Here is a 22,614-nt window from a genome sequence, read left to right on the forward strand (position 1 = left end):
TCACGGCCCGGTCCTTGGTGACCGGGCCTTTGCCCTGTGCAGCAGAACACGTAGGATAAGCAGTAATGGCCAAAGGATGGCCGAGAGGCGTGTCCTCGACCGCAGTAACGCAGTCGAAGGGTTCACGTTTTGCTTTTCATAGGATGTCTCATGCTTGCTCCGCAATGGATCGGCCTGGCGCTGCTCGGCCTCGGTTATATCTTCGCCCTGTTCAAAGGCAACCTCGGCCTGCTGGCCCTGCCCACCCTGATTGCCCTGCTGTGCGCCGGCCTGCTGGTGCGCCGCGCCAGCCTCTGGCAAAAACTGGTCGGCCATGCCCTGTTCGTGATGCTGGCCATCGCCCTGGCCCTGCATATGCTGCCGGGCTTCAGCGGCGCCAAGGTTATCGACAAGGTGCGCTTTAGCAGCGATGCCCTGCCCTTTTCCATGTACCTGAACCTCGACAAGCCGCTGATTGGCTTCTGGCTGCTCCTGGCCTGCCCTTGGGTGCTGGCGCTGAAGAACAAGCGCCCATTGGCCAGCCTCGCCCTGACCTTACCCGTGGTTGTCGCGGTGTGCCTGGGCGCTGCCTGGCTGTTGGGGATGGTCGCCTGGGCGCCAAAGTGGCCAGAGCAAGGCTGGGTCTGGGCAATGAACAACCTGCTGCTGGTGTGCCTGACTGAAGAGCTGCTGTTTCGGGGCTATATCCAGGGCGGCCTGCAACGGCTGCTAAAGAACCAGAACCTGGCCCTGCTATTGGCCGCCACACTGTTCGGCCTGGCCCACCTGGGTGGCGGCTGGCAATGGGTGTTGCTGGCTGGCCTGGCCGGTATTGGCTATGGCCTGGCTTACCGTTATGGCGGCCTCTTCGCTGCGCTACTGTGCCATTTTGGCCTGAACCTGGCGCATTTTTCCGGTTTCAGCTACCCGATGCTGATGCCGTCGTGAACAGGCGGTCATTAGCTGACTTTTGTGTCAAAAGCATGAAAGAATGCAGCTAATTTGTTGAACTTTGCACGGATGTCTTAGCGCAGGTCAGATCAGGACTCCTTGATCAAAATCAAACCCTGCAAATATTCATTCAACAAAACCCCCGGCGTGCCGATACCTTTCGAAAGCCTTGCGGATTGAACAGCTAATGCGTAACAACCAGCCGATTACCCAGCGCGAACGGACTTTCCCAGCTCAGCAACGGTTGATTTCGACCACTGATGCCAAGGGCGTGATCACTTACTGCAACGACGCTTTCGTCGAGATCAGCGGTTTCTCCCGCGAGGAGCTGATGCGCGCGCCGCACAACCTGGTGCGTCACCCGGATGTGCCGCCCGCAGTATTTGCGCATATGTGGACCACGCTCAAGCAAGGCCTGCCCTGGATGGGCATCGTCAAGAACCGCTGCAAGTCGGGTGACCATTACTGGGTCAACGCCTATGTCACGCCGGTGTTCGAGAACAATCAGGTGGTGGGTTTCGAGTCGGTGCGGGTCAAGCCCTCCGCCGAGCAGGTACGCCGCGCCGAGGCCTTGTACCAGCGCATCAACCAGGGCAAGCCGGCGATTCCGCGTCGCGACAAGTGGCTGCCGGTGGTACAGGACTGGCTGCCGTTCATTCTGGTTAGCCAGGTCGGCTTTTTGATCGGTAACTGGCTGGGCCACTCCTGGGGCTTCGCCCTGGCCGCCGGCCTCTCGGTACCGCTCGGCCTGCTCGGCCTGAGCTGGCAGCAACGCGGCCTCAAGCGCCTGCTGCGCCTGGCCGAACAGACCACCTCCGACCCGCTGATCGCGCAGATGTACACCGACAGCCGCGGCGTGCAGGCGCGCCTGGAAATGGCCATGCTCAGCCAGGACGCACGGATGAAAACCTGCCTGACCCGCCTGCAGGACACCGCCGAACACCTTAACGAGCAAGCGCGTCAGTCCGACACCCTGGCCCACAACAGCTCCTCGGGCCTGGAACGCCAGCGGGTCGAGACCGAGCAGGTCGCCGCCGCCGTCAACCAGATGGCCGCCACCACCCAGGAAGTGGCCAACCACGTCCAGCGCACGGCCGATGCCACCCAGGAAGCCAATCGCCTGACCGGCCGTGGCCGCGACATCGCCGGGGAAACCCGCGAAGCCATCCAGCGCCTGTCGGCTGCCGTTGGCGAAACCGGCCTGACCGTCACTCAGCTGGCCCGCGACAGCGACGAGATCGGTGGCGTGGTCGATGTGATCAAGGGCATTGCCGACCAGACCAACCTGCTGGCCCTGAACGCCGCCATCGAAGCGGCCCGTGCTGGCGAGATGGGTCGCGGTTTTGCCGTGGTCGCTGACGAGGTGCGTCAACTGGCACAACGCACCGCCGAGTCCACCGGGCAGATCCACGGCCTGATCGCCAAGCTGCAACAAACCGCCAACAGCGCCGTGCAGACCATGGAAAGCGGTCATCGCCAGGCTGAAGAAGGCGTTGCACGGGTGATGGAAGCCGACCAGGCATTGGTGGGTATCAGTGAAGCGGTGGCCAACATCACCGACATGGCCACGCAGATTGCCGCCGCCACCGAAGAGCAGACTGCGGTTGCCGACGAAATCAGCCGCAACATCAGCACCATCGCCCAACTGGCCGACCAGACCTCGGAACAGGCCCAGCATTCGGCACTGCTCAGCGAAGAGCTGACCCGTACCGCGACCACCCAGTACTCGCTGGTGGAGCGTTTCAACCGCTGAGCCCTACCGCGCACCGCCTTTGGCGGTGCGCGGCTTCGCGCCTTACCAGTCGAGCGTCAGCCGGCTTTCGAAGTAACGCTCTGCGCCATTCAGCGGGTCCTTGAAGCGCAGGCTGTGGGCCAACAGCTTCAATGGTTTGCTGTAATCGTCCGGCCCCTGAACGATGTCCGGATAGAACGGATCATTGCAGATACTCGCGCCCAGCGCGGTCATGTGCACGCGCAGCTGGTGGGTCTTGCCGGTCACCGGCGACAGCCCGTAGCGCCACAGTTCGCCGTTTTTCTCCAGCACGTCGGCCAGGGTTTCGCTGTTGCTCAGCCCGTCCACCTCCTGCATGCGAAAGAACGGCTCGCCATTGACCAGGCGGCTCTTGTGCACCAACGGAAACGCACGCTCGGGCAAGGCGCGGGCGATGGCCTGGTAGCGTTTGTCGATCTGCCGGTTGGGGAACAGCGACTGATAGGCCGAACGGCTCTGCGGGTTGGCCGAAAACAGCACCAGCCCGGCGGTATGCCGGTCGATGCGGTGCAAGGGCACCAGATTGGGGTTGTCGAGACGACGGATCAGCCGGCGCAGCAAGGTCTGCTCGACATACTCGCCAGTCGGGGTGACCGGCAAAAAATGCGGTTTGTCCGCCACCACCAGGTGCTCATCGATGTGCAGGATGGCCTCTTCGACCGGAATCGGCTTCTCGTTCGGCACTTCGCGAAAATAATGGATGCGCAGGCCCGGACGGTAGACAAGCGTGGCGCTGATCGGCGCCCCCTGAGCATCCAGCACCCGGCCGCGGGCGATGCGATCGAGCCACTGCTCGCGGCCAATGGCCTTGAAGTGCTCGCTCAAGCAATCGAGTACCGTCGCCCAGTTGCCAGGCGGCAGGCAGACAGTACTGGCTTGATGCTGAGCCGGATCGAAGGGGGGCGTGGCCATGGGAACACTCGAGACAGGTGGACCGGCCATTATCCCCCATGCCCGCCCGCTCAGCCAGCTTCGGCGGCTGCAGCCTCGATGTACTCCTTGAGCCAGCGCAGCACCTCGACCGCCTCCCAACGGCTGGGATCGTAGAGGGCGTACAGCAGGCCCTGATAACCGACCACATCCAGCGGCCGATGATAGCCAGCACGCTGGAACAAGGCTTCGATCTCGGCGAAGCACGTGTTGAAGTGCACTTTGTTGAACGGCGTTTTGCCTTCCAGCACCAGGCCGTCAAGGCGCAACTCGAGCACCGCTTCACTCACGACCTCGACAGCCATGCGATTGACGGAATATTTCAGTTGTTCGACATTGACCATTGATCCGGACCCTCGACGCAAGCGCCACCCCTGTACTGTATTTATATACAGCATATTCAGAGATATCGCCGGCGTCAATCAGACAGCAGCTGTCAGACCAGGCCAGGGAGATAACCACTGTCGTAGCGAATGGTCAGCACCTGACGGCGCGGCACATTGGCGCTTAGGCCAAAGTGCACCCACTGGTCGAACTCCAGGATCAACTGATCGAACATCAGGTCACTGTCCATTACCCGCATGGCCAGCTCGCGGGGCGACAGCCCGGCAGCGTTGATATCCGCCGCCAGGCCTTGAGTATGAACACTGCCGGCTGAGCCACCGATCGCCTGGTTCAGCGCTTGCGAGCGGTAGCCGCTGCTGATCAGGATCGGCCGCCCGATCAGGCTGCGAATCTCTTCGAGCCCGGCGCTGAGCCGTTGCAGGTTGCTGATGATCTGCTCATTGGGGGAATTGTCGATACCGCGACGTGCGGCGGTTTCCGAGACGGTCATCTCGGCGAGAGTGAAATGCGGGGAAAGCAGCATAGGACCATTCCTTGGCGTTTTGAATTCGCCAAGGATTGTCCCCGCACCGCTCAATCAACGCACGACCGGAAGCGGCTCCCCGCCCACGACTGCTTTACTTCAGAAAGGTCACGACTTGTTCGGCGTCAAACGGCCAGTTCAGCTCCGCCCCGGAATCACATCGGCGCAGCACAGGAATTCGCAGGCCATAGGCTTCGAACATACCCTCATGGTCGGCGATATCAACCAGCTCGACCAGCAGCCCATGCTCAACAAACGGCATCAGCAGCGCCTCGGCCACTTCACACAGGTGACACCCCAGGGTGCCGAACAATTGGCATTCAGGAGGCATTTATGGGTACCAGCATCTGTAGGAACGGATCATTATTCTAGGTCTGCATTCGGGGCCAGTCGAGCGCCGCCCTTGAAGTCGGCGAACGGCATTGAAGTGCTGATGCACATCAATGGCCAAATGGCGCAAGTCGTTCAGACTTAATGGTTTTTTCGCTGTTTCGCAAGGGAGTGTTTTGTGTTTGCCAACCTGTTGATCATCCTGGCCTCATCGCTGGTCGTCATCGCTATCTTCCGGCGCCTGAAGTTGCCGCCGGTACTCGGCTATTTGTGCGTCGGTCTGTTCGTTGGCCCTACCGCCCTGGACTGGGTCAATGAAAGTGAGGAGCTGCCGGACCTGGCCGAAATGGGTGTGGTGTTTCTGCTGTTTTCCTTAGGGCTTGAGTTTTCCCTGTCGAAGATGCTTGCCTTGCGCCAGGTGGTGTTTGGCCTGGGTAGCCTGCAGGTGATCTGCACCAGCATCCTGCTTGCCGGGCTGCTGGCCCTGCTGGGCATGCCGAGCAACGCGGCATTGCTGTTAGGCGCAGGTCTTGCGCTCTCGTCCACGGCAATCGTCAGCAAGGAGCTGACCAGCCTCGGTGAGATCTTCAGCAGCCACGGCCAGAACGCCATCGGCGTGCTGCTGTTCCAGGATGTGGTGGCGGTGTTGCTGCTGACCCTGGTCCCGGTGTTTGCCGGCCAGAGCGGCCAGGCTTGGTATTGGGCCTTGCCCTTGACCCTGGGCAAGACCGTAATCCTCTTCGTCGGCCTGCTGCTGGCCAGCCGCTGGCTGCTGCCGCGCCTGTTTCATGAAGTGGCCAGCTCGCATTCGGCGGAATTGTTCGTGCTTCTGGCCTTGGTGATCGTGCTGCTGACTGCATGGCTGACTCATCTGCTGGGGCTGTCCCCGGCCCTGGGGGCCTTCCTCGCCGGCATGCTGCTGGGCGAAAGCAATTACCGTCATCAGATCGAAGCGGACATCCGCCCGTTCCGCGACATCCTGCTGGGGCTGTTTTTCGTCAGTATCGGCATGCTTATCGACCTGCAGCTGTTTGCCAGCCATGGCCTGCAGATCCTCGGCCTGACCCTGGCACTGCTGCTGGTCAAGGGCTGCATCGTCGCCGCCCTGGTGCGGGTGCGCGGCAGCGACGCTGAAACCGCCTGGCGCAGCGGCCTGGCCCTGGCCCAGGGCGGCGAGTTCTGTTTCGCCCTGATGGCGCAGATGCAACAGACCCAGCTGCTGCCCGAGGAGTTGGGGCACCTGCTGCTGGCCGCGACCTTCTGCTCGATGCTGGTCACCCCCCTGCTGCTCCGAGCCGCCCCCGGCATTGCCGCGCGCCTGCATCGCAAGCCCAACCAGGAAGTTCAACTGGAAGAAATCGAAGCCCAGAGCGCCTCGATGAACGGCCATGTGCTGATCTGCGGCTACGGCCGGGTTGGCCAGTCGATCGGGCGCTTCCTGCGCCGCGAGGACATTCCCTTTATCGCTCTGGATGACGACCCGGTGCGGGTTCAGGAAGCCGCCGCCGGGGAAAGTTGCGTGCACTACGGCGACTCGCGCCGTGGTGAACTGCTCACTGCCATCGGCCTTGAGCGGGCGCGGCTACTGGTGATAGCCGTGGACAAGACCGACATCGCCTTGAGTGTGCTCAAGGCCGCCCGCGCGCGTCACGCCCAGGTGCAGATCCTGGTACGCACCCGCGACGACAGCCAGCGCGACGAGCTGCGCGCGGCCGGCGCCACGGCGGTGGTCCCGGAGCTGCTGGAGTCGAGCCTGATGCTGGCCTCCCATGCCCTGGTGATGCTCGGCCTGCCGCAAGATCAGGTACAGCACCGGGTGGATGAGGTGCGCAAGACCCGCTACCGCCTGCTGCATGCCTTCTACCATGGCGCCCAGACCAGCCCGGTCGACAGTGAAGGCCTGCCCAAGGCCATGATGCACGCGGTCAACCTCGGCGCCGAAGCCTTCGCCTGTGGCCGTTCCTTGAGCGAACTGGGCCTTGAACAACTGGGCGTCGAGCTGCAGGCGGTCCAGCGCCAGGGCGAGGAGCTGCAAGTGGACACCGGCACCTGCCTGCACGCCGGTGATGCGGTGCTGGTCAGCGGCCCGTTGAGCGCCGTGGAAGCCTGCCAAGCACGCTTGCTCGCCGGGCGCTGAACGATTCAGTCCTGACTGGTGGCGCCGATCTTGTGAATCGACAGGTCGGCGCCGTAATACTCTTGCTCCTGACTCAGGCGCAGACCGAGCAACAGTTTGATCCCCCCGTACACGGCAAAGCCGCCGATCAGGGCCACCAGCACCCCGGCCAAACTGCCGAGCAGCTGGCTGACCAGGCTGACCCCGCCCAACCCGCCCAAGGCACTCTGGCCGAAGATCCCGCAGGCAATCCCGCCCCATACCCCGCACAAGCCATGCAACGGCCACACGCCCAGCACATCATCGATCTTCCAGGTGTTCTGCGCGGCGATAAAGCACCCGACAAACAAGGCGCCGGCAATCGCCCCGGTAGCCAGCGCGCCCACCGGGTGCATCAGGTCGGAACCTGCGCACACCGCCACCAACCCGGCCAACGGACCGTTGTGCAGGAAGCCCGGGTCATTGCGCCCTACCACCAAGGCCGCCACCGTTCCGCCAACCATGGCCATCAACGAGTTGACCGCCACCAGGCCGCTGACCCCTTGCAGGGTTTGTGCGCTCATGACGTTAAAACCGAACCAGCCGACGATCAGGATCCACGAACCCAGCGCCAGGAAAGGAATGTTCGACGGCGCAAACGCCACCAGCTTGCCGTCGCGATAACGGCCGTTGCGCGGCCCCAGCAGCAATACCGCTGCCAGCGCCAGCCAGCCCCCCACAGCATGCACCACGACGGAGCCGGCAAAATCATGAAAGCCTGCACCAAAACGCGCCGCCAGCCAGGCCTGCAGGCCAAAGTTGCCATTCCAGACGATGCCTTCGAAGAACGGGTAGACAAAGGCCACGATCAACACCGTGGCGCACAATTGCGGGGCAAAGCGTGCACGTTCGGCGATACCGCCGGAAATGATCGCCGGAATCGCCGCGGCAAAGGTCAGCAGGAAAAAGAACTTTACCAGGCTGTAACCATGCACCTGGCTCAACACCTGCGCCGGCTGCAGGAAGCTGACACCGTAGGAAATCCAGTAGCCGATAAAAAAGTACGCCAGGGTCGAAACGGCAAAATCGCTGAGAATCTTCGACAGGGCGTTGACCTGGTTCTTGTGCCGCACAGTGCCCACCTCAAGGAAGGCGAAACCTGCGTGCATGGCCAGGACCATCACCGCACCGAGCAAAATGAACAGCGTGTTGGAGCCGTGGACCAGGGTGTCCACTGCGCTTTGCAAATTTTCCATGGAGTAGGCAGGCCTGCAAAAAAGCACCAAGACAGCTCAGATACACTCCTTCGTGCACCAACCTGGATCGTTGTCACGGCCACCTCCCTGGCCAATCCGGGTGATACGGGAGTTTTTCCTTGGGTTTGTCGTGGATTGGGTTAAGGTTTACAGGTCCGGTGTTTGTCCACGCCCACAAGCGGCGCAGGCACCGGCCCCGGCGCACCACGGCAAAGCAAAAGCTGTACCAGTGAATTGCACTTGAACCTTCGCCCGCGCCCACGACTCGAAATAGCCATACACACTGTTAGGGAGAGCCCCATGGCCAGCAAATCGGCAAAGACTGCTCAAGAAATACTGATGGCTGACTTCCAGGCCCTGGTACGCGATACCGAGAAGCTGCTGGAACACACGGCAACCCTGGCTGGCGATCAGGCCGATGAACTGCGCGAACAGATCCACGACAGCCTGCTGCGCGCCCGGGAAACCCTGCAACTGACCCAGGACTCGGTACGCGAACAAGGCCAGGCGGCCCTGAGCGCCACTGAAGATTACGTGCAGAGCAATCCCTGGCAGTCGATCGGCATCGCCGCCGGTGTCGGCTTCCTGATTGGCTTGCTGGCCACCCGCCGCTGAGGACCGAGCATGGAAAGCGAACCACTGGCCGGCGCCGGCCCCTCCAGCAAGCGCCTCGGTGCGGCGGTACTGGGCCTGTTGCACGGCCATGTCGAACTGTTTGGCATCGAATTGCAGGAGCAGAAGGCCCGGACCCTGAGCCTGCTGCTGTTGGCCGGGCTGGCCCTGGTATTTGCCCTGCTGTTGCTGACCGCCCTCTCCGGCCTGGTGCTGGTGATGCTCTGGGACAGCTATCGTCTGGCGGGCATCGTTGGCCTGTGCGTGTTCTATGGGCTGGCGGCGCTGTTTTGCGGCCTGCGCCTGAAGGCTGCGGTGTTCGATGAATCGTCGCCGTTCAGCTCGACCCTCGAAGAACTTGCCAAGGACCGGGAGCGCCTGTTGCCATGAGCCTGCCTGAACTACCGCAATCGACCAACCGCCGAGAGCTGCGCAAGGCCCTGGTGCGCCTGCGCCTGGAGATGCACCGCCAGGAAATTCGCCATGAGTCCGGGCAACTGCTCAACCCCCTGACCCGCCTGCGCGCCATGGGCGACTCGCTGCAAGGCGGCCTGGGCATCAAGCACGCGCCGTTGTGGGGCATTGGTGCCGTGGTGCTGCTGGGCTTCCTGACCGGCAAAGGCGCCCGCAGCGGCAGCGTCAGCCGACTGGTACGCCTGGGGACCAGCTTGATTCCGTTGTTGAAGCTGGCCATGCAAGGGGCTGGTAGCAAGCGTTAAGTGCAGCGCCTGAACGACGACCGCTGCGCGCTCGATCGCGGGTCAAGCCCGCTCCCACAGATCTGCGCGTTTAGCAAGAGCGAAGCGAATTGTGCTTTTGATCTGCTTTTGATCTTGATCCACCGGCCCCGTTAACCAGAAGGGCCCCTGGTGGGGCAAGCCCTTTGGTTACTTTGGGGCGACTGCCAAAGTAACCCGCCGTAAGGGCGGAAGGGGCCCGCAACGCCCAAACAGTAAACGGATAAGCTCACAAAGCCACTTGCACCCCCAGACCCAAACCACGAAGCTACCCCCCTGCCCCCCGCACCGGAGAAATGGCCTTGGATTGGCACACCCTGCTCACCCGCGAACGCCTCGGCAAACCCCTGCACAGCCCCGAAGAACTCGGCCGCAGCCCGTTCCACAAAGACCACGACCGGATCATCTTCTCCGGCGCCTTTCGCCGCCTGGGGCGCAAGACCCAGGTACACCCGGTGTCAAGCAACGACCACATCCACACCCGCCTGACCCATTCCCTGGAAGTCAGCTGCGTCGGCCGCTCGCTGGGCATGCGCGTTGGCGAAACCCTGCGCGCCAGCCTGCCGCAATGGTGCGAACCCAGTGACCTGGGCATGGTCGTGCAGTCAGCCTGCCTGGCCCATGACATCGGCAACCCACCCTTCGGCCATTCCGGCGAAGACGCCATCCGCCACTGGTTCCAGCAGGCCGCCGGGCGCGGCTGGCTGGATGCGATGAGCGAGCCCGAGCGCGCCGACTTCCTTAACTTCGAAGGCAATGCCCAGGGTTTCCGGGTGCTCACCCAACTTGAGTACCACCAGTTCGATGGCGGCACCCGACTGACCTATGCCACCTTGGGCACCTACCTGAAGTACCCCTGGACTGCGCGCCATGCCGACGCACTGGGTTACAAGAAACACAAGTTCGGCTGCTACCAGAGCGAACTGCCATTGCTCGAACAGATTGCCCGCAAGCTCGGCCTGCCACAGCTCGAAGAACAACGCTGGGCACGCCATCCACTGGTTTACCTGATGGAGGCGGCCGATGACATCTGCTATGCCCTGATCGACCTGGAAGACGGCCTGGAAATGGACTTGCTTGACTATGCCGAAGTGGAGTCGCTCCTGCTGAGCCTGGTGGGTGACGACCTACCGGAAACCTACCGTCAGCTGGGTCCGGACGACTCTCGACGGCGCAAACTGGCGATCCTGCGCGGGAAAGCCATCGAGCACCTGACCAACGCCGCCGCGCGTGCCTTCGTCGAGCAACAGCACGCCCTGCTGGCTGGCACACTCCACGGCGATCTGGTCGAGCATATGCATGGCCCGGCCAAACGCTGTGTATTGCAGGCCAAGGACATCGCGCGCAAGAAAATCTTCCAGGACAAACGCAAGACCCTGCATGAAATTGGCGCCTACACCACCCTGGAAATTCTCCTCAACTCGTTCTGTGGCGCCGCCCTGGAGCAGCATGGCGGTCGCACGCCCTCGTTCAAGAGCCGACGCATCCTCGACCTGCTGGGTAACAACGCGCCAAGCCCCAACGCCTCGCTGCACACCTCCTTTCTGCGCATGATCGACTTCATTGCCGGGATGACGGACAGCTATGCCAGTGAAATGGCCCGTGAAATGACTGGCCGCTCCAGCCCGACCTGAACGGCTGCGACGCACTGTCCGGATACCGGACGGTGCGTGCGTATCCATAGCCAGTAGGAAATAACTTACACGCAGATAACGATCATCAACAGACTAGCACTTTCGTAACTTCACCTTACTTTCAACCCGCCCAACACCCGCCCTACAAAGAACCCTCTGTAATCTCCGTTTGCAAAGTTAGTAGGACTTTTCCTATATATCGATTAACACGCCTTGAGTTCATGTGCGACCTGTTCTATCTGCGTTAAGGTGCTATTTCTCTCTGACACCTTTATGGAAGTTCAACATGTACTCTGTATTCATCGTCGACGATCACCCGGTCATCCGCCTGGCGGTGCGCATGCTTCTGGAGAACGAAGGTTATCGAGTGGTCGGAGAATCGGACAATGGCGTGGACGCCATGCAAATGGTTCGTGAATGCCTGCCTGACCTGATCATCCTCGACATCAGCATCCCGCGGCTGGACGGCCTGGAGGTGCTCTCGCGCTTCCATGCCATGGGCGTCCCCGCAAAAATGAAAATCCTGGTACTGACCGCGCAATCGCCGGCGCTCTTCGGCAGTCGCTGCATGCATTCGGGCGCCGCTGGCTATGTGTGCAAAGCAGAAGACCTCTGCGAACTGCTCAGCGCAATAAAAGCTGTACTTTCCGGCTACAACTATTTCCCAAGTCAAGCCATCAACCCTGTACGTCGCCAGGATGATGCGGTATCGGAACTGGACCTGTTCAAACAGGTCAACGATCGCGAACTGATGGTTCTGCAACTATTTGCCCAAGGTAGAAGTAACAAGGAAATTGCCCAGGGCATGTTCCTCAGCAACAAGACCGTCAGTACTTACAAGAAAAGACTGATGCAAAAACTCAAAGCCAACTCACTGGTCGAATTGATTGAGATGGCGAAACGCAATGCGCTGGTTTGAGGCCACTCATGCATAGGCAACGCCTGATCCTGTTACTGTGCGCTGCCCTGGCCTGTCTGAGCCTTGCCGCCCAGGCAGATGAAGTCGCCGCCAGCCTGTTCACGCTGTTCAGCCGTGCCGGTGCGCTGCCCACAAAACTGCCACTGACGTCGACCCAGCGGATGTGGGTCCAAGGCAAGGGCCAACTGGTTCTGGGGACTTCAGCGCCGGATTACCCGCCCTTTGACATGACCGCCAGCGGCCGTGATTACGAAGGTCTGACCGCCGACTTCGCCGGGTTGATCGGCTCGGCACTGAACCTGCCGATCCAGGTTCAACGTTTCGCTACTCGCCAGGAGGCGGTAAAGGCCCTGGTACAAGGACAGATCGACCTGCTGGGCAGCACCAACGGCTTCGAGGCAGCGACTCCCGGCATTGCGCTGTCCAAGCCTTATGCCGTCGATCAGCCGGTGCTGGTGACCCGCGAAAACGAGTCACGCCCGCTCGATATGGGCTTGGCGGGCCTGCGCCTGAGCATGGTCTATCACTACCTGCCGTTGGATGAAGTGCTGGCCAGTTATCCCGATGCCACCATCCAGTCATACCCGTCCTACCAGAATGCCCTCAATGCGGTCGCCTTCGACCAGGCCGATGTGTTTCTGGGCGATACCATCTCGACCCACTACCTTATCAACCAGGGCCATCTGCAAAACGTCAAGATGGCCAACTTCGGCAAGCACGAGCCCGTAGGTTTCAGCTTCGCCGTGCGACACGACAACCAGACCCTGCTGGAACTGGTCAACACCACCCTCGACCTGGTGTCCAGCAGCACCCGAGAAAGCATCTTCAAACGCTGGAGTGCCGGCAGCGACGTCTTGCTGACCGACCGCAAACTGCAGTTGTCACAACGTGAGGAGCGCTGGCTGAGCGGGCATCCGGTGGTGCGGGTGGTGGTTAACGAAACCGCTGCGCCGTTGACCTTCTTCGATAGCGCCGGCAACTTTCGCGGGATTGCCGCCGATTTGCTGGAACTTATCCGCCTGCGCACCGGGTTGCGCTTCGAAGTGCAACGGGCTAGCGGCATCAGCGACATGATCGACCGCCTCAACCATGACCAGGCTGACATCATCGCAGCGATTTCACCCAGCCCTCGTCGCGCCGGGACCCTGGCGATCAGTCGCCCTTACCTGGAAAACTCCTACGTATTAATGACCCGCAAGGGTGCCGACAGCCCCGATTCGCTCGAGCAGATGGCCGGCCGGCGTCTGGCCCTGACCCGCGACAGCCCCTTGTACGATGATTTGCGCCAACGCTTTCCCGACATTCAACTGGTGGAGACCGAGAGCACGTTCTATTCCACTTCATTGCTGGCCAGTGGCCAAGTCGATGCGGCCATCACGGCGCTGATCAATGCCAACTTCAGCCTCGCGTCCCAGCGCGACCTGATGATCCGCTCCTCGGTCGGCGCGGAACCGGCCACCTTCGCCATGGCCACTGCGCGCAGCGCCCAGGAACTGGCGTCGATCCTCGACAAGGCGCTGTTGAGCATCGCCCCGGAGGAACTGGGCATCATCAATAGCCGCTGGCGCGGCTACAGCACAGAAACCGACGCCTACTGGCAAAAATACCAGCGCCTGATTCTCCAGGTGGTCCTGGGTACCAGCCTGTTGCTCCTGCTGTCACTGGCCTGGAACGCCTGGATGCGCCGCCAGATCAAGCAACGTGAGGCCGCCGAACGGGCCCTGAACGACCAGGTCGAGTTCATGCGCGCCCTGCTCAACGGCACTCCCCATCCCATGTACGTTCGCGATCGCGACGGACTGCTGCAAAGTTGCAACGACAGTTACCTGGAAGCTGTCGAGGCGCAACTGAGCGACGTGCTGGGCAAAAGGATCCAGGACAGCACCCTGGGCGACAGTTGCTATGCCAGTCAGATCCAGGCCGATTACCAGAAGGTCATGCACGAAGGGATCCCGTTGATCGTTGACCGGCCGCTGTTGCTCAAGGAGCGCGAACTGACCATCTACCACTGGATCCTGCCTTATCGGGATTCCCTGGGCGAAGTACAGGGGATCATTGGCGGCTGGATCGATATCAGCGAGCGACGCCAGCTGATTCAGGACCTGCGCCTGGCCAAGCAGCGCGCCGATGACGCCAATCGCGCCAAAAGCGTCTTCCTGGCGACCATCAGCCATGAAATACGCACGCCGATGAATGCCATCATCGGCATGCTCGAACTCACCCTCAAACGCGCGGATCAAGGGCATATCGATCGCCCGGCCATCGAGGTGGCCTACAATTCGGCCAAAGAACTGCTGGCCTTGATTGGCGACATCCTCGACATGGCGCGCATCGAGTCCGGGCACCTGACCCTCGCGCCGGAGCCTGTCAACCTGGCGGAGCTGGTCGAATCGGTCGGTCGTGTGTTCGATGGCGTGGCCCGGCAGAAGGACCTGCTCCTGCGCCTGCAGATTGCCCCGCAGGCCCACTGCGAGGTCCTGTTGGACCCCCTGCGTTTCAAGCAAATCCTGTCGAACCTGGTCAGCAACGCGATCAAGTTCACCGAAAAGGGCCAGGTCACCGTGCACCTGGCCCTGGAGCCCGGCCCCGCTGCCGACCGGCCGACCTTGCAGGTAATGGTACAGGACAGTGGCATCGGTATTAGCCCGCAGGACCAGCAGCGCCTGTTCCTGCCGTTCGCCCAGGCCAACCCGGACAGCAACCTGGCCCGCAGCGGTACTGGCCTGGGCCTGGCGATCAGCCGCGACCTGTGCCAGTCGATGGGAGGCAACCTGACCCTGCACAGCGTGCTCGGCCAGGGCACCCGTGTGTACATCGGCATGCCCATGACCCTGTTGGCGGCAACCCCCAAGCCTGCCCCGGCAACGCCAGAGCCCTGTGCCGTGCTGCCCCCCCTGCGCGTGCTGGTCATCGATGACCATCCCGCCAACCTGCTGCTGATTGCCCAGCAGCTGAATTTTCTGGGGCTTGAACATGCAAGCGCCGACAATGGACTGAGTGGCCTGAGCACCTGGCGCCAGGGGCAGTTCGATGTGGTGATCGTCGATTGCAACATGCCACAGTTGAATGGCTACCAGTTCACCCAGGCAGCGCGGGACCACGAACGGCAGTATCAATGGGTACCCTGCACCATCCTCGGCTACACCGCCAACGCCCAGCCGGAGGTACGCGAGCGCTGCCGCCAGGTTGGCATGGACGACTGCCTGCTCAAGCCCATCAGCCTCAATGCACTGAGCCGGCGCCTGGCCGAAGCGCCCTTGCTGGCCGCGCAGCCGCCAGCGCCCGCGCCGCTGCCATTCGACCTGCAGGGGCTGGAGCCGGTGGTGGGCAAGAGCATGAGTGATTTACGCCAACTGCTCGAAGAACTGCTGCGCAGTTTCAAACATGACCGCGCCTCGCTCAAGGCCATCGATCCGCTCGGCGATGCAGTGCAACTGATGAATCAGGCACACAAGATTCTGGGACCCGCCCGCATCATTCAGGCCGACAGTCTGATTCAGGCCTGCGAGCAGCTGGAGGCCGATTGCCAGAGCAACCAGGCAGCATCGGTATTGGAGGATCGCCAGCAGCAGCTACTGAGCGTCTTGAGCGCGCTTGAAGACGCGTTGCAGGGGTACTTGCACGCACAGCCAGCCCAACCATCGCGGGGCAACACCTGAACAGGCGGCGGGGCAGAAACGAAAACGGCGGCCACTGGGGCCGCCGTTTCAGCAGGATCAGGAAGCCGAGTTAACCGGGTTTTCCGGATACCAGGCGTCCAGCAACGGGCTGACTTCGATTTTGGTCAGTTCGCTGCGGCCTTTGAGCCAGCTTTCAACAGTTGCACGCTGCTCTTCAGTGACCGAGCCGCGCTTGGCGCTGCAGACCAGACCGAAGTCGTCGCCGCCAACGTAGTCCAGACCATTGGCATCCATGGCGTCATCCAGGAAAGCATCGAGGAAGGCGTCAATGGCTTCGTCGGACAGATCTTCCTTGAATTCCAGGTTCAGCTCAAAACCCAGCTCTTTAGTTTGACTACTTAGCGATGCATGTCATTATCGCTAGAACGGCCATTTTAAAGGCCTTCCAGACTAGATTACCAGCGATATAAAAATGACAATTGTCAAAAACCTCACCGCAATCACCTATCATCCCTTCAAGGCTATCGATGAAGACGTGAGGAGTCTTGTTGAGCAGGCAGCCGAGACGCTGCGCAAGGCGCTGAACCTCAAGAGCTACCTCATCAACCGCCCTCTTAAGATGCTCGAAGTCTACTGCGACCTCACAGGCCAGCTGATCACCATGGAGACGCTCAGAACACCGGAGATCCAGTGCATCCTTGAAGATTTCACGGTAGCGATGGCGGGCAAAAGCCTGACTGATATCGCTGAAAAGGAACGGTTGAAATTCTGCCGCCTTCTATACCAATGCCTCATCACGGCCCGGGACACCCAGCCTGACCTTCACCCCTTGGAATGGGACTTCACCCAGTTCGAGGCTGATGCTGCTATTTGCGCTTCGATCCTAGAGGCGGCCAACGATTTCCAAATTTGGTACTGGAATGGATGGAGCATTCACCGTCCTGACTACAGCTCAGCTCATCTTCGCCTCGCTCAGTTGGTGACTCCTTACGGGCAAGACTTCGTCCAGGATATTTTTACTGAGCTGGAGAAGCAGTACCGGAATCGTCCTGACCTATTCCGAATCGAATGGAACCATATGTTCGACTATATGGGTGAAAACGCTCATCGCTGGCCTGCTAGCACCTTCAAAACAGAAGCTGGCATTAAGCAATTTATGCAAGCCTTTGGAAAGGCACATTTCGAATACTGCGAGGCTGCCGACCTTGATGCGGAAACGCACATTAAAAATTACAACCGTTTCCTGAATAACCTTGAAGCCAACCTGTGCAAAACTGATGTCTGGGCGAAATTGTCATCTCCAATTAAGCGCCCGCCTCCGGCCACCAAACACCCCTCGCAAACTAAAATCAAGGAAACAGAAGACGGTCTGTTGGTACAAGAAAAGCTGCTCACAAGTATCCCGTTGCATGTAACCGATGTTGAAGCAGTCGAGATCCTGTTTTTCCACATAAAACATGACGTATCAATCGTACGCCGATGGGCAACCGCGCAAGCTGAAGATTTGAAAGCTCGATATACTCGCCGAGTCTCATTAGCCAAAGAAGGCAATAAAATCATTGAGCACGGCAAAAAAACTTACAGAAAATATTCTCTGGCAGACATTTGTGCCACGCTTGAGTCAATGGACAACAGTGTGCCTCTGAGCTTTCTTTGCAAAGTCTACACATATATTACCGGCGAAGAATGCAGCGCTAAGCAGTTAGCCCATACATTCGGTTTTCCAGTCGCCGGCAGCCTTTTTCCATTCCAATGTTTACTTGTGCTTGAACACCCGGAAATCACGACTGAGTTCCTGAGGAGTTTCGAACTCTACGACGAGCATGACTCTCTGAGTGGCTTCCACGAAGCGGCCAGGCAACTGATCGGCTATAAATCACGAAAGCAGCCAGATACGCGCGAGCAAGTGATCGATCTCAATGACATCTCCTTGAGCATTGTCAAAGACCTCATTGATATTACCAGCATTGGCCGACGCAAGCTGCGGTCTGAGCGAAACGACACCTATCGTTATCTGTTCCTAACATCAGGCCAGTCGTGCACATCTTTCCGATTGGCCAAAACAACAGCATGGAAAGAATCTTCGTTCGATAATGACAGAGGGTTGCGCGACAGACTGCTTGAACAGTTCAAACCCCATTGCGATCTGACAGACGCCGAGCTTCTCGGTTTCTTTAAGCGCATTCGCTTAACGACGGTGCGCGCATCCAGGGCAGTCGAGATTTTCATTCAAAGTAAAAGCTCTGAAGAGATGTCCAAAGCACTTGGACATGAGAACTATTATGCCGACTTGCTGAGCCACTATCTCCCGGACGCTCTTTTGGCGTTCATCAAGGCCCGTTGGATCAGGGTATTTCAGAAAGCAATGGTATGTGAGGCTATGAAAGATAGCCCTTACCTCTTCAGGGTGACCGAATTCAACACTATGGACGAGTTAGATAGCTTTTTGGAAAAGCATCGTATCCAGGAAATCCCGCCTGAGGCATCGGATCCGGAGCGCAAGGCGCAGCGCCAAGAAGTCAAGCGCACAGAGGCGATACTCTCGATTGGCGTACCGTTCCTGGCCTCGCTTCTTTCACTTGAAGCGGCTGTGAAAGCTTCCACCGACAGGATCAGGGTCTGCGGCAAGGCAGAATTCTGGGCATCTATTGCGGAAACGGTTCGAACAGAAATCACCAGCGGTACTAAGGGGGTGCTGAAGAAGTACCTGAAGGCCGCACTCGAATTAGTTGATGCGAAGAAAATGGAGGGGCTGATCTATGTCTCAGGTCGCTAAGCGTAAGCGCGGCTATGCGTTCCTCGACACATTCGGAGAAAACAACTCGGCGCCACACACGACCGCCCCTTGGCTACTCACCGACTTTGCGACGAATGTCTGGCGAGTCAAAACCTCCCAAAATGAGCCTTTCGAACTGCATTGGGGGGTTCAGCTCTGGGACGGCAGTCTGCTGACAGATGAGCATCATAGCGAGCTTTTGCGCTCTCTAAAGCATCTGCTGATCATCGGCGCCAATGGAGTCAACGAGGAATTCGCGACCCTTGCGCCGGTCTCTCAGAACATGCGCGTTATGAACGCGCTGAGGGTCGTTGACTACCTATTAATCCACGCCAAGGGATTCCAACTGATCCCATTCGGACTTGGGGCTCTAAACGGTGACGACCTTAAAGGTATTCTCAACCAGCTGGCATCTACGCCTCGTTTCGCGGATTCAGTTTACCAATGGCACGCTCGCGTTTCCGCATTCTGTGCAAAGGCGCTAAGCGAGCTTACCCAATCGGAAGAAGAAGAGATTTTTGCCAAGTATCCGACGATGAAGGAAGTCAGCGACGATGAACTGGAGGACTTGAAGCTCGACATCGCAGTTCCTGACATCCCAAGAGTCAGGGCAGCCCTGATGAAAGCTGACTTGTATTACGGTTCGAGCCATCTTGGCTGGAGAGTCAGTACCAAATCACTTTCAAAAATCCTCTACCCCGACACAATTCGTGGCTGGGGCACCCCAAAAACAGCACTTCATGCCCTTACATTTCACCCAGAAGACCAAAGGTACTTACGGGAGTATCCCGGCGTTAGTGTAACAACTGGGAATTCTGAAACTCTACAACAGAGCCTGTACTACTATTTTCGCTACACCATTGTTAATAGCGCAGCGCTGAAAGCGCTCGGACTGCCTTACCCTTCGGACACTGAAGAAATTATCGACTATATTCCTAAGGTCAACGAACCCTCTCGCTACAGAAGCGTTCCATCAGCAAACCTGATGAAGCTTTTCCGCAAAAGCATGGAATTCCATGTAGAGCATGGCAGAAAAGTTTTAGATGGATTTGTCAAAGTAGCAAGTTATTGCCGTGCTCAAGGCATCCCAATGATTCATATCACAGAAGAGGACTTTCGGAGGACTATTGGGCCAGAGCTTGTCAACCTGGGGGTAAAAAAACTAGGACTTTCCAGCCACAACAGTTTCGAAAATAGCAAGAACAAAGCGCACAGAGGAAATGGGCGCCAGAGTACAAGGCGTCGAAAAGGTACGCCTGAGAAATACTTTACTGATTTGAGAGCAAATTACGGCTTACTCGAATTGGTGTACGTCTATCTGGGAAGCATTCAAATGACGGTCGGCATGCTTATGGCCCGACGCGTCGACGAACTGGTAACGCTCAACGTAAAGAAGTGCCTAGACGAGAGCAAGTCATGGCTTATTTTTAAACTGGCCAAGTCGACGCGCAAAGCGCTGGGCTTACGCCAGCGCGAGTCTCGCCCCATCGACGCGATTGCGGTCGAGATGATCGAAGAGCTCCAGCGCTTTCAAAACCAACTGAAGGCAGCGGGAGTAATTGATGAGCTGACCGATTTGTTTGCCACTCCGTCATCACAGGGTTATGACGGCCTCCGAGATTGTACGCTACATCTTTACAACCGCCACCTCGACTTCGCCTGCGACTACTTCGAAAGTGATTTGAATGACAACGGTGAGCGTTATTACGTCCGCCAGCATCAAATGCGGCGTTTCTTCGCCATTATGTTCTTCTACACCAATAGTTACGGCGAGCTGGACACGCTACGCTGGATGCTTGGGCATCGTGATATTGAACACGTATGGCATTACTTGACTGAGTGTTTGGAGCCCAAAGATATCCGAGGGGCTGGCGCTCGGTATTTTGCTGATCGGGCCAAGCAAGATCGCCTGGAAAATTACGACAACCTCAAGAAGTTGTTGGCTGAAAAATTTGGTACGACGTCCTTCAAGCTGGTCGATGAGCAACAAATCGAAAGCTACCTAGAAGCAATGCAAGAAGAAGGCAAAGTACAGATCAAGCCGCATTTTTACCACGATGAAAACGGCAAGTCCATGAAGGTTCTTTTCATCGTAACAGAAGAACAATAAGGCGCACCCCAATGAGCACACTAACCAAACGCGAGCAAATAGAACAGTCCATTGAGAACATTTTCCGACTGCTTGAAGATGTTTGCCGTGCGCCTGGAACTTACGCCGAAAACGAAAAGGTGCTTCATGCACTGAGGAGTCAAGGTTGCCTTTGCGCGCTCGATGCCGAATTCAGCATTCGAAACGAACAGGTGGCCATTAAGCCGATAAGCCTGAATACACTGAAGAAAAAGCTGGCGAAAAACGGCCCTGACCGCGACTTCACCTATCTGGACAAACTACGAGCCTATGCCCAGGCAGCCATCACCGCACTGAGCGAAGATCCACCAGAACCGAAGAAGCGATCTAATAGCGCCCTGGAGCAGCAGGTTGAAGAGCTGAAGGCTTCGGTATCGCAACTCCACGCAGTAAACATGGTGCTCATACAAGCATTAGAGGTTAACCGGCGAGACCTGATTACTATCGCTGACACTCCAGGCACCGGATTGCGACAAAAGCGAATTAAAGATGCGATTGATCGAGTGATCAGGATCCTAGGGATGAACCCCGCTCCTTTCGATGACATTACCCTGTTGTCTACTGAAAAACACCTGAAGCTGGTGCCTAATGAAAAAACAAGTCCTTAAATACCCCGAGTCAGGTCAGCTTTTCACGCCCATACCGGAGCTTCGACTGTACGACTACATGACTGAAGGGGAATTTCACACCATCAGCGGCAATATGATGCCATTCATGTGCTGGCCTGATGGCTCACCTTGCTTGCAGGCAAATGCCTACATGATAAAACTTCGAATGCACTCTGGCCGAGGCGGAAATGGCCCATCGAGGCAGGGCACGAAAGGTGGATCATTCGGGCAGTACGCTGGACAGATCAGTCATTTGATCAGATTTTGCTACTACAACAAGACCAATTTCATCGCTTTATCCGACGACGACTTTTGTAATTTCATTGACGTCCTTCGCCAAGAAAGAAAGCTCGACAAACCCAAACAATTTAAGAGAAATGAGCGGACAATCACAGGCATCGGCAGGCGCTGTTTAAACTTCCTTGCTCATGTCGCCGAAATGAACGGAATACATAACTTCGTGGGAGTCAACGGTACCATTTCGATTGTTATGGTAGATTCCATCTACTACAGAAATGGTAAAGCATTGAAACGCTCAAGCGTCCATCACAGGTCGTTCAGGACACCGTCTGCGAAGAAAACTCGCAAGCCGATCGGTGAGGCCACCATCGCGAAATTGAGGGATGCAATTGACGCGACCTCGGCGTCCGATTTCTTGAGCACCCGCCGACATTTGATGATCTCGCTGTTTGAGGAAATGGGAACTCGCCGAGCCGAAACCCAGCCTTTGATGGTGGCCGACATCATTGCTGCCAGTAAAGTTAGAAAGCCAACGATCACGGTCAATACACTAAAGCGCGGCGGCTTGGGGATCACACGTGATCTGGAGCTGAGCCCGCCACTGATCGACGAGCTCATAGACTACATTCGCGGCCCGAGACGGGCCATTATGAAGAAGTTTAAGGACTCCCCGGATCACGGATACTTGTTTGTGACAGAGCGAGGGGGCCGACCCTTAGGCATCGACAGCATTACGACGGAGTTCTGGAAAATTAGGCGCGCAGCAGGAGTAGATGAGCAGGCTTGTGCTCACTTGTTCCGTCACTTATTTTGCACCAATGTAGTTGCCGAGCTAATTTCAGCAACTCAGGCGCTGAGTCCAGATTCGTTCAGGCAGACGTTGATGACCAACAAAATGCTGGCGGAGCGGGCGATGACAAAGAGCGGGCACGCCACCTTGGAGAGCTTGTTGGACTACGTCGATTCTGCGTTCAAACAGAAATCGAAGTACCAGCAGATCATTCAAAACGCCGAAGCTGCCCGAACCTATGAGAACTATGAGAAGCGCCGAAAGCGACTGCGTGACGACTTCAAAAAAGGCAAGCTCACAAAAGAGCAATACATTGAACGTGATGAACAGCTGGATGCTGCTATGGATCGCGACCTCCAAGCTGCATAGT

19 protein-coding genes are annotated in these 22,614 nt (G+C 58.3%); 13 read left to right on the top strand and 6 right to left on the bottom strand.

Annotation, left to right across the window (positions count from 1 at the left end; translation table 11 throughout):
• Window positions 1-150: 150 nt before the first annotated feature.
• Together NLX68_RS05460 and NLX68_RS05465 are read left to right on the top strand one after the other, a co-directional pair.
• Complete coding sequence (locus NLX68_RS05460; protein ID WP_254283193.1) at window positions 151-927, top strand: CPBP family intramembrane glutamic endopeptidase; 777 nt, start codon at window positions 151-153, stop codon at window positions 925-927.
• A gap of 190 nt (window positions 928-1,117) precedes the next feature.
• Window positions 1,118-2,683, top strand: a complete 1,566-nt coding sequence (locus tag NLX68_RS05465; RefSeq protein WP_254283194.1) for a PAS domain-containing methyl-accepting chemotaxis protein — start codon at window positions 1,118-1,120, stop codon at window positions 2,681-2,683.
• Between the two features lie 42 nt (window positions 2,684-2,725).
• Here NLX68_RS05465 and NLX68_RS05470 read toward each other — a convergent pair whose 3' ends face one another.
• From NLX68_RS05470 to NLX68_RS05485, 4 genes are all read right to left on the bottom strand, one after another.
• Entirely contained in the window at window positions 2,726-3,613 is an 888-nt protein-coding gene (locus NLX68_RS05470; RefSeq protein ID WP_254283195.1) for a pseudouridine synthase, read from the bottom strand.
• A 50-nt stretch (window positions 3,614-3,663) separates the two neighbouring features.
• The gene (locus NLX68_RS05475) at window positions 3,664-3,975 is read right to left on the bottom strand and encodes a transcriptional regulator (RefSeq protein WP_254283197.1); all 312 of its coding nucleotides are present in this window, start codon (window positions 3,973-3,975) and stop codon (window positions 3,664-3,666) included.
• Window positions 3,976-4,067: 92 nt separating this feature from the next.
• Window positions 4,068-4,499: a D-Ala-D-Ala carboxypeptidase family metallohydrolase gene (locus NLX68_RS05480; protein WP_254283199.1), complete on the bottom strand. Its 432-nt coding sequence runs from the start codon at window positions 4,497-4,499 to the stop codon at window positions 4,068-4,070.
• Window positions 4,500-4,593: 94 nt separating this feature from the next.
• The gene (locus NLX68_RS05485; RefSeq protein WP_010223342.1) at window positions 4,594-4,830 is read right to left on the bottom strand and encodes a glutaredoxin family protein; all 237 of its coding nucleotides are present in this window, start codon (window positions 4,828-4,830) and stop codon (window positions 4,594-4,596) included.
• 177 nt (window positions 4,831-5,007) lie between these two features.
• Between NLX68_RS05485 and NLX68_RS05490 the strand changes: the two genes are divergently transcribed.
• Window positions 5,008-6,966, top strand: a complete 1,959-nt coding sequence (locus NLX68_RS05490; protein WP_254283201.1) for a monovalent cation:proton antiporter family protein — start codon at window positions 5,008-5,010, stop codon at window positions 6,964-6,966.
• 5 nt (window positions 6,967-6,971) lie between these two features.
• Here NLX68_RS05490 and NLX68_RS05495 read toward each other — a convergent pair whose 3' ends face one another.
• Window positions 6,972-8,180, bottom strand: coding sequence for an ammonium transporter (locus NLX68_RS05495; RefSeq protein ID WP_254283202.1), 1,209 nt, complete (start codon window positions 8,178-8,180; stop codon window positions 6,972-6,974).
• A gap of 300 nt (window positions 8,181-8,480) precedes the next feature.
• On the opposite strand from NLX68_RS05495, the gene NLX68_RS05500 reads away from it, so the two are divergent.
• From NLX68_RS05500 to NLX68_RS05525, 6 genes are all read left to right on the top strand, one after another.
• Window positions 8,481-8,795 carry a YqjD family protein gene (locus NLX68_RS05500; protein ID WP_036996427.1) on the top strand — a complete coding sequence of 105 codons (315 nt, stop codon included), beginning with the start codon at window positions 8,481-8,483 and terminating at the stop codon, window positions 8,793-8,795.
• 9 nt (window positions 8,796-8,804) lie between these two features.
• The gene (locus tag NLX68_RS05505; RefSeq protein ID WP_254283203.1) at window positions 8,805-9,182 is read left to right on the top strand and encodes a phage holin family protein; all 378 of its coding nucleotides are present in this window, start codon (window positions 8,805-8,807) and stop codon (window positions 9,180-9,182) included.
• The gene (locus tag NLX68_RS05510) at window positions 9,179-9,511 is read left to right on the top strand and encodes a hypothetical protein (RefSeq protein ID WP_254283204.1); all 333 of its coding nucleotides are present in this window, start codon (window positions 9,179-9,181) and stop codon (window positions 9,509-9,511) included. Before NLX68_RS05505 ends, NLX68_RS05510 begins: the two co-directional genes overlap by 4 nt.
• 320 nt (window positions 9,512-9,831) lie before the next feature.
• Window positions 9,832-11,163: a deoxyguanosinetriphosphate triphosphohydrolase gene (locus NLX68_RS05515; RefSeq protein ID WP_010223335.1), complete on the top strand. Its 1,332-nt coding sequence runs from the start codon at window positions 9,832-9,834 to the stop codon at window positions 11,161-11,163.
• A 286-nt stretch (window positions 11,164-11,449) separates the two neighbouring features.
• Window positions 11,450-12,082: a response regulator transcription factor gene (locus NLX68_RS05520; RefSeq protein WP_254283205.1), complete on the top strand. Its 633-nt coding sequence runs from the start codon at window positions 11,450-11,452 to the stop codon at window positions 12,080-12,082.
• A gap of 8 nt (window positions 12,083-12,090) precedes the next feature.
• Entirely contained in the window at window positions 12,091-15,741 is a 3,651-nt protein-coding gene (locus NLX68_RS05525) for a transporter substrate-binding domain-containing protein (protein ID WP_254283206.1), read from the top strand.
• Window positions 15,742-15,798: 57 nt separating this feature from the next.
• Here the strand turns inward: NLX68_RS05525 and NLX68_RS05530 are convergent, their stop codons facing one another.
• On the bottom strand, window positions 15,799-16,083 hold the full coding sequence (locus NLX68_RS05530) for a YggL family protein (RefSeq protein ID WP_254283321.1): 285 nt from the start codon (window positions 16,081-16,083) through the stop codon (window positions 15,799-15,801).
• Window positions 16,084-16,174: 91 nt separating this feature from the next.
• Between NLX68_RS05530 and NLX68_RS05535 the strand changes: the two genes are divergently transcribed.
• The 4 genes from NLX68_RS05535 to NLX68_RS05550 are packed head-to-tail and all read left to right on the top strand — an operon-like array spanning window position 16,175 to window position 22,613.
• Entirely contained in the window at window positions 16,175-18,478 is a 2,304-nt protein-coding gene (locus NLX68_RS05535) for a hypothetical protein (protein WP_254283209.1), read from the top strand.
• Window positions 18,462-20,588: an integrase gene (locus NLX68_RS05540; RefSeq protein WP_254283212.1), complete on the top strand. Its 2,127-nt coding sequence runs from the start codon at window positions 18,462-18,464 to the stop codon at window positions 20,586-20,588. Before NLX68_RS05535 ends, NLX68_RS05540 begins: the two co-directional genes overlap by 17 nt.
• An 11-nt stretch (window positions 20,589-20,599) precedes the next feature.
• Window positions 20,600-21,214, top strand: a complete 615-nt coding sequence (locus NLX68_RS05545) for a hypothetical protein (RefSeq protein WP_254283214.1) — start codon at window positions 20,600-20,602, stop codon at window positions 21,212-21,214.
• Window positions 21,195-22,613 (top strand): site-specific integrase, encoded by a 1,419-nt coding sequence (locus NLX68_RS05550; protein ID WP_254283216.1) that lies wholly within the window; start codon window positions 21,195-21,197, stop codon window positions 22,611-22,613. Before NLX68_RS05545 ends, NLX68_RS05550 begins: the two co-directional genes overlap by 20 nt.
• Window position 22,614: the final 1 nt, after the last annotated feature.

Origin of the sequence: Pseudomonas sp. SBB6, from assembly GCF_024213215.1 — a bacterium.
GTDB classification, from domain to species: Bacteria; Pseudomonadota; Gammaproteobacteria; order Pseudomonadales; family Pseudomonadaceae; genus Aquipseudomonas; species Aquipseudomonas donghuensis.

Bases quoted from the DNA above. Each gene is read 5' to 3' on its own strand.
- NLX68_RS05460 (WP_254283193.1), top strand. From the start codon at position 151: ATGCTTGCTCCGCAATGGATCGGCCTGGCGCTGCTCGGCCTCGGTTAT.
- NLX68_RS05465 (WP_254283194.1), top strand. From the start codon at position 1,118: ATGCGTAACAACCAGCCGATTACCCAGCGCGAACGGACTTTCCCAGCT.
- NLX68_RS05470 (WP_254283195.1), bottom strand. From the start codon at position 3,613: ATGGCCACGCCCCCCTTCGATCCGGCTCAGCATCAAGCCAGTACTGTC.
- NLX68_RS05475 (WP_254283197.1), bottom strand. From the start codon at position 3,975: ATGGTCAATGTCGAACAACTGAAATATTCCGTCAATCGCATGGCTGTC.
- NLX68_RS05480 (WP_254283199.1), bottom strand. From the start codon at position 4,499: ATGCTGCTTTCCCCGCATTTCACTCTCGCCGAGATGACCGTCTCGGAA.
- NLX68_RS05485 (WP_010223342.1), bottom strand. From the start codon at position 4,830: ATGCCTCCTGAATGCCAATTGTTCGGCACCCTGGGGTGTCACCTGTGT.
- NLX68_RS05495 (WP_254283202.1), bottom strand. From the start codon at position 8,180: ATGGAAAATTTGCAAAGCGCAGTGGACACCCTGGTCCACGGCTCCAAC.
- NLX68_RS05500 (WP_036996427.1), top strand. From the start codon at position 8,481: ATGGCCAGCAAATCGGCAAAGACTGCTCAAGAAATACTGATGGCTGAC.
- NLX68_RS05505 (WP_254283203.1), top strand. From the start codon at position 8,805: ATGGAAAGCGAACCACTGGCCGGCGCCGGCCCCTCCAGCAAGCGCCTC.
- NLX68_RS05510 (WP_254283204.1), top strand. From the start codon at position 9,179: ATGAGCCTGCCTGAACTACCGCAATCGACCAACCGCCGAGAGCTGCGC.
- NLX68_RS05520 (WP_254283205.1), top strand. From the start codon at position 11,450: ATGTACTCTGTATTCATCGTCGACGATCACCCGGTCATCCGCCTGGCG.
- NLX68_RS05525 (WP_254283206.1), top strand. From the start codon at position 12,091: ATGCATAGGCAACGCCTGATCCTGTTACTGTGCGCTGCCCTGGCCTGT.
- NLX68_RS05535 (WP_254283209.1), top strand. From the start codon at position 16,175: ATGACAATTGTCAAAAACCTCACCGCAATCACCTATCATCCCTTCAAG.
- NLX68_RS05540 (WP_254283212.1), top strand. From the start codon at position 18,462: ATGTCTCAGGTCGCTAAGCGTAAGCGCGGCTATGCGTTCCTCGACACA.
- NLX68_RS05545 (WP_254283214.1), top strand. From the start codon at position 20,600: ATGAGCACACTAACCAAACGCGAGCAAATAGAACAGTCCATTGAGAAC.
- NLX68_RS05550 (WP_254283216.1), top strand. From the start codon at position 21,195: ATGAAAAAACAAGTCCTTAAATACCCCGAGTCAGGTCAGCTTTTCACG.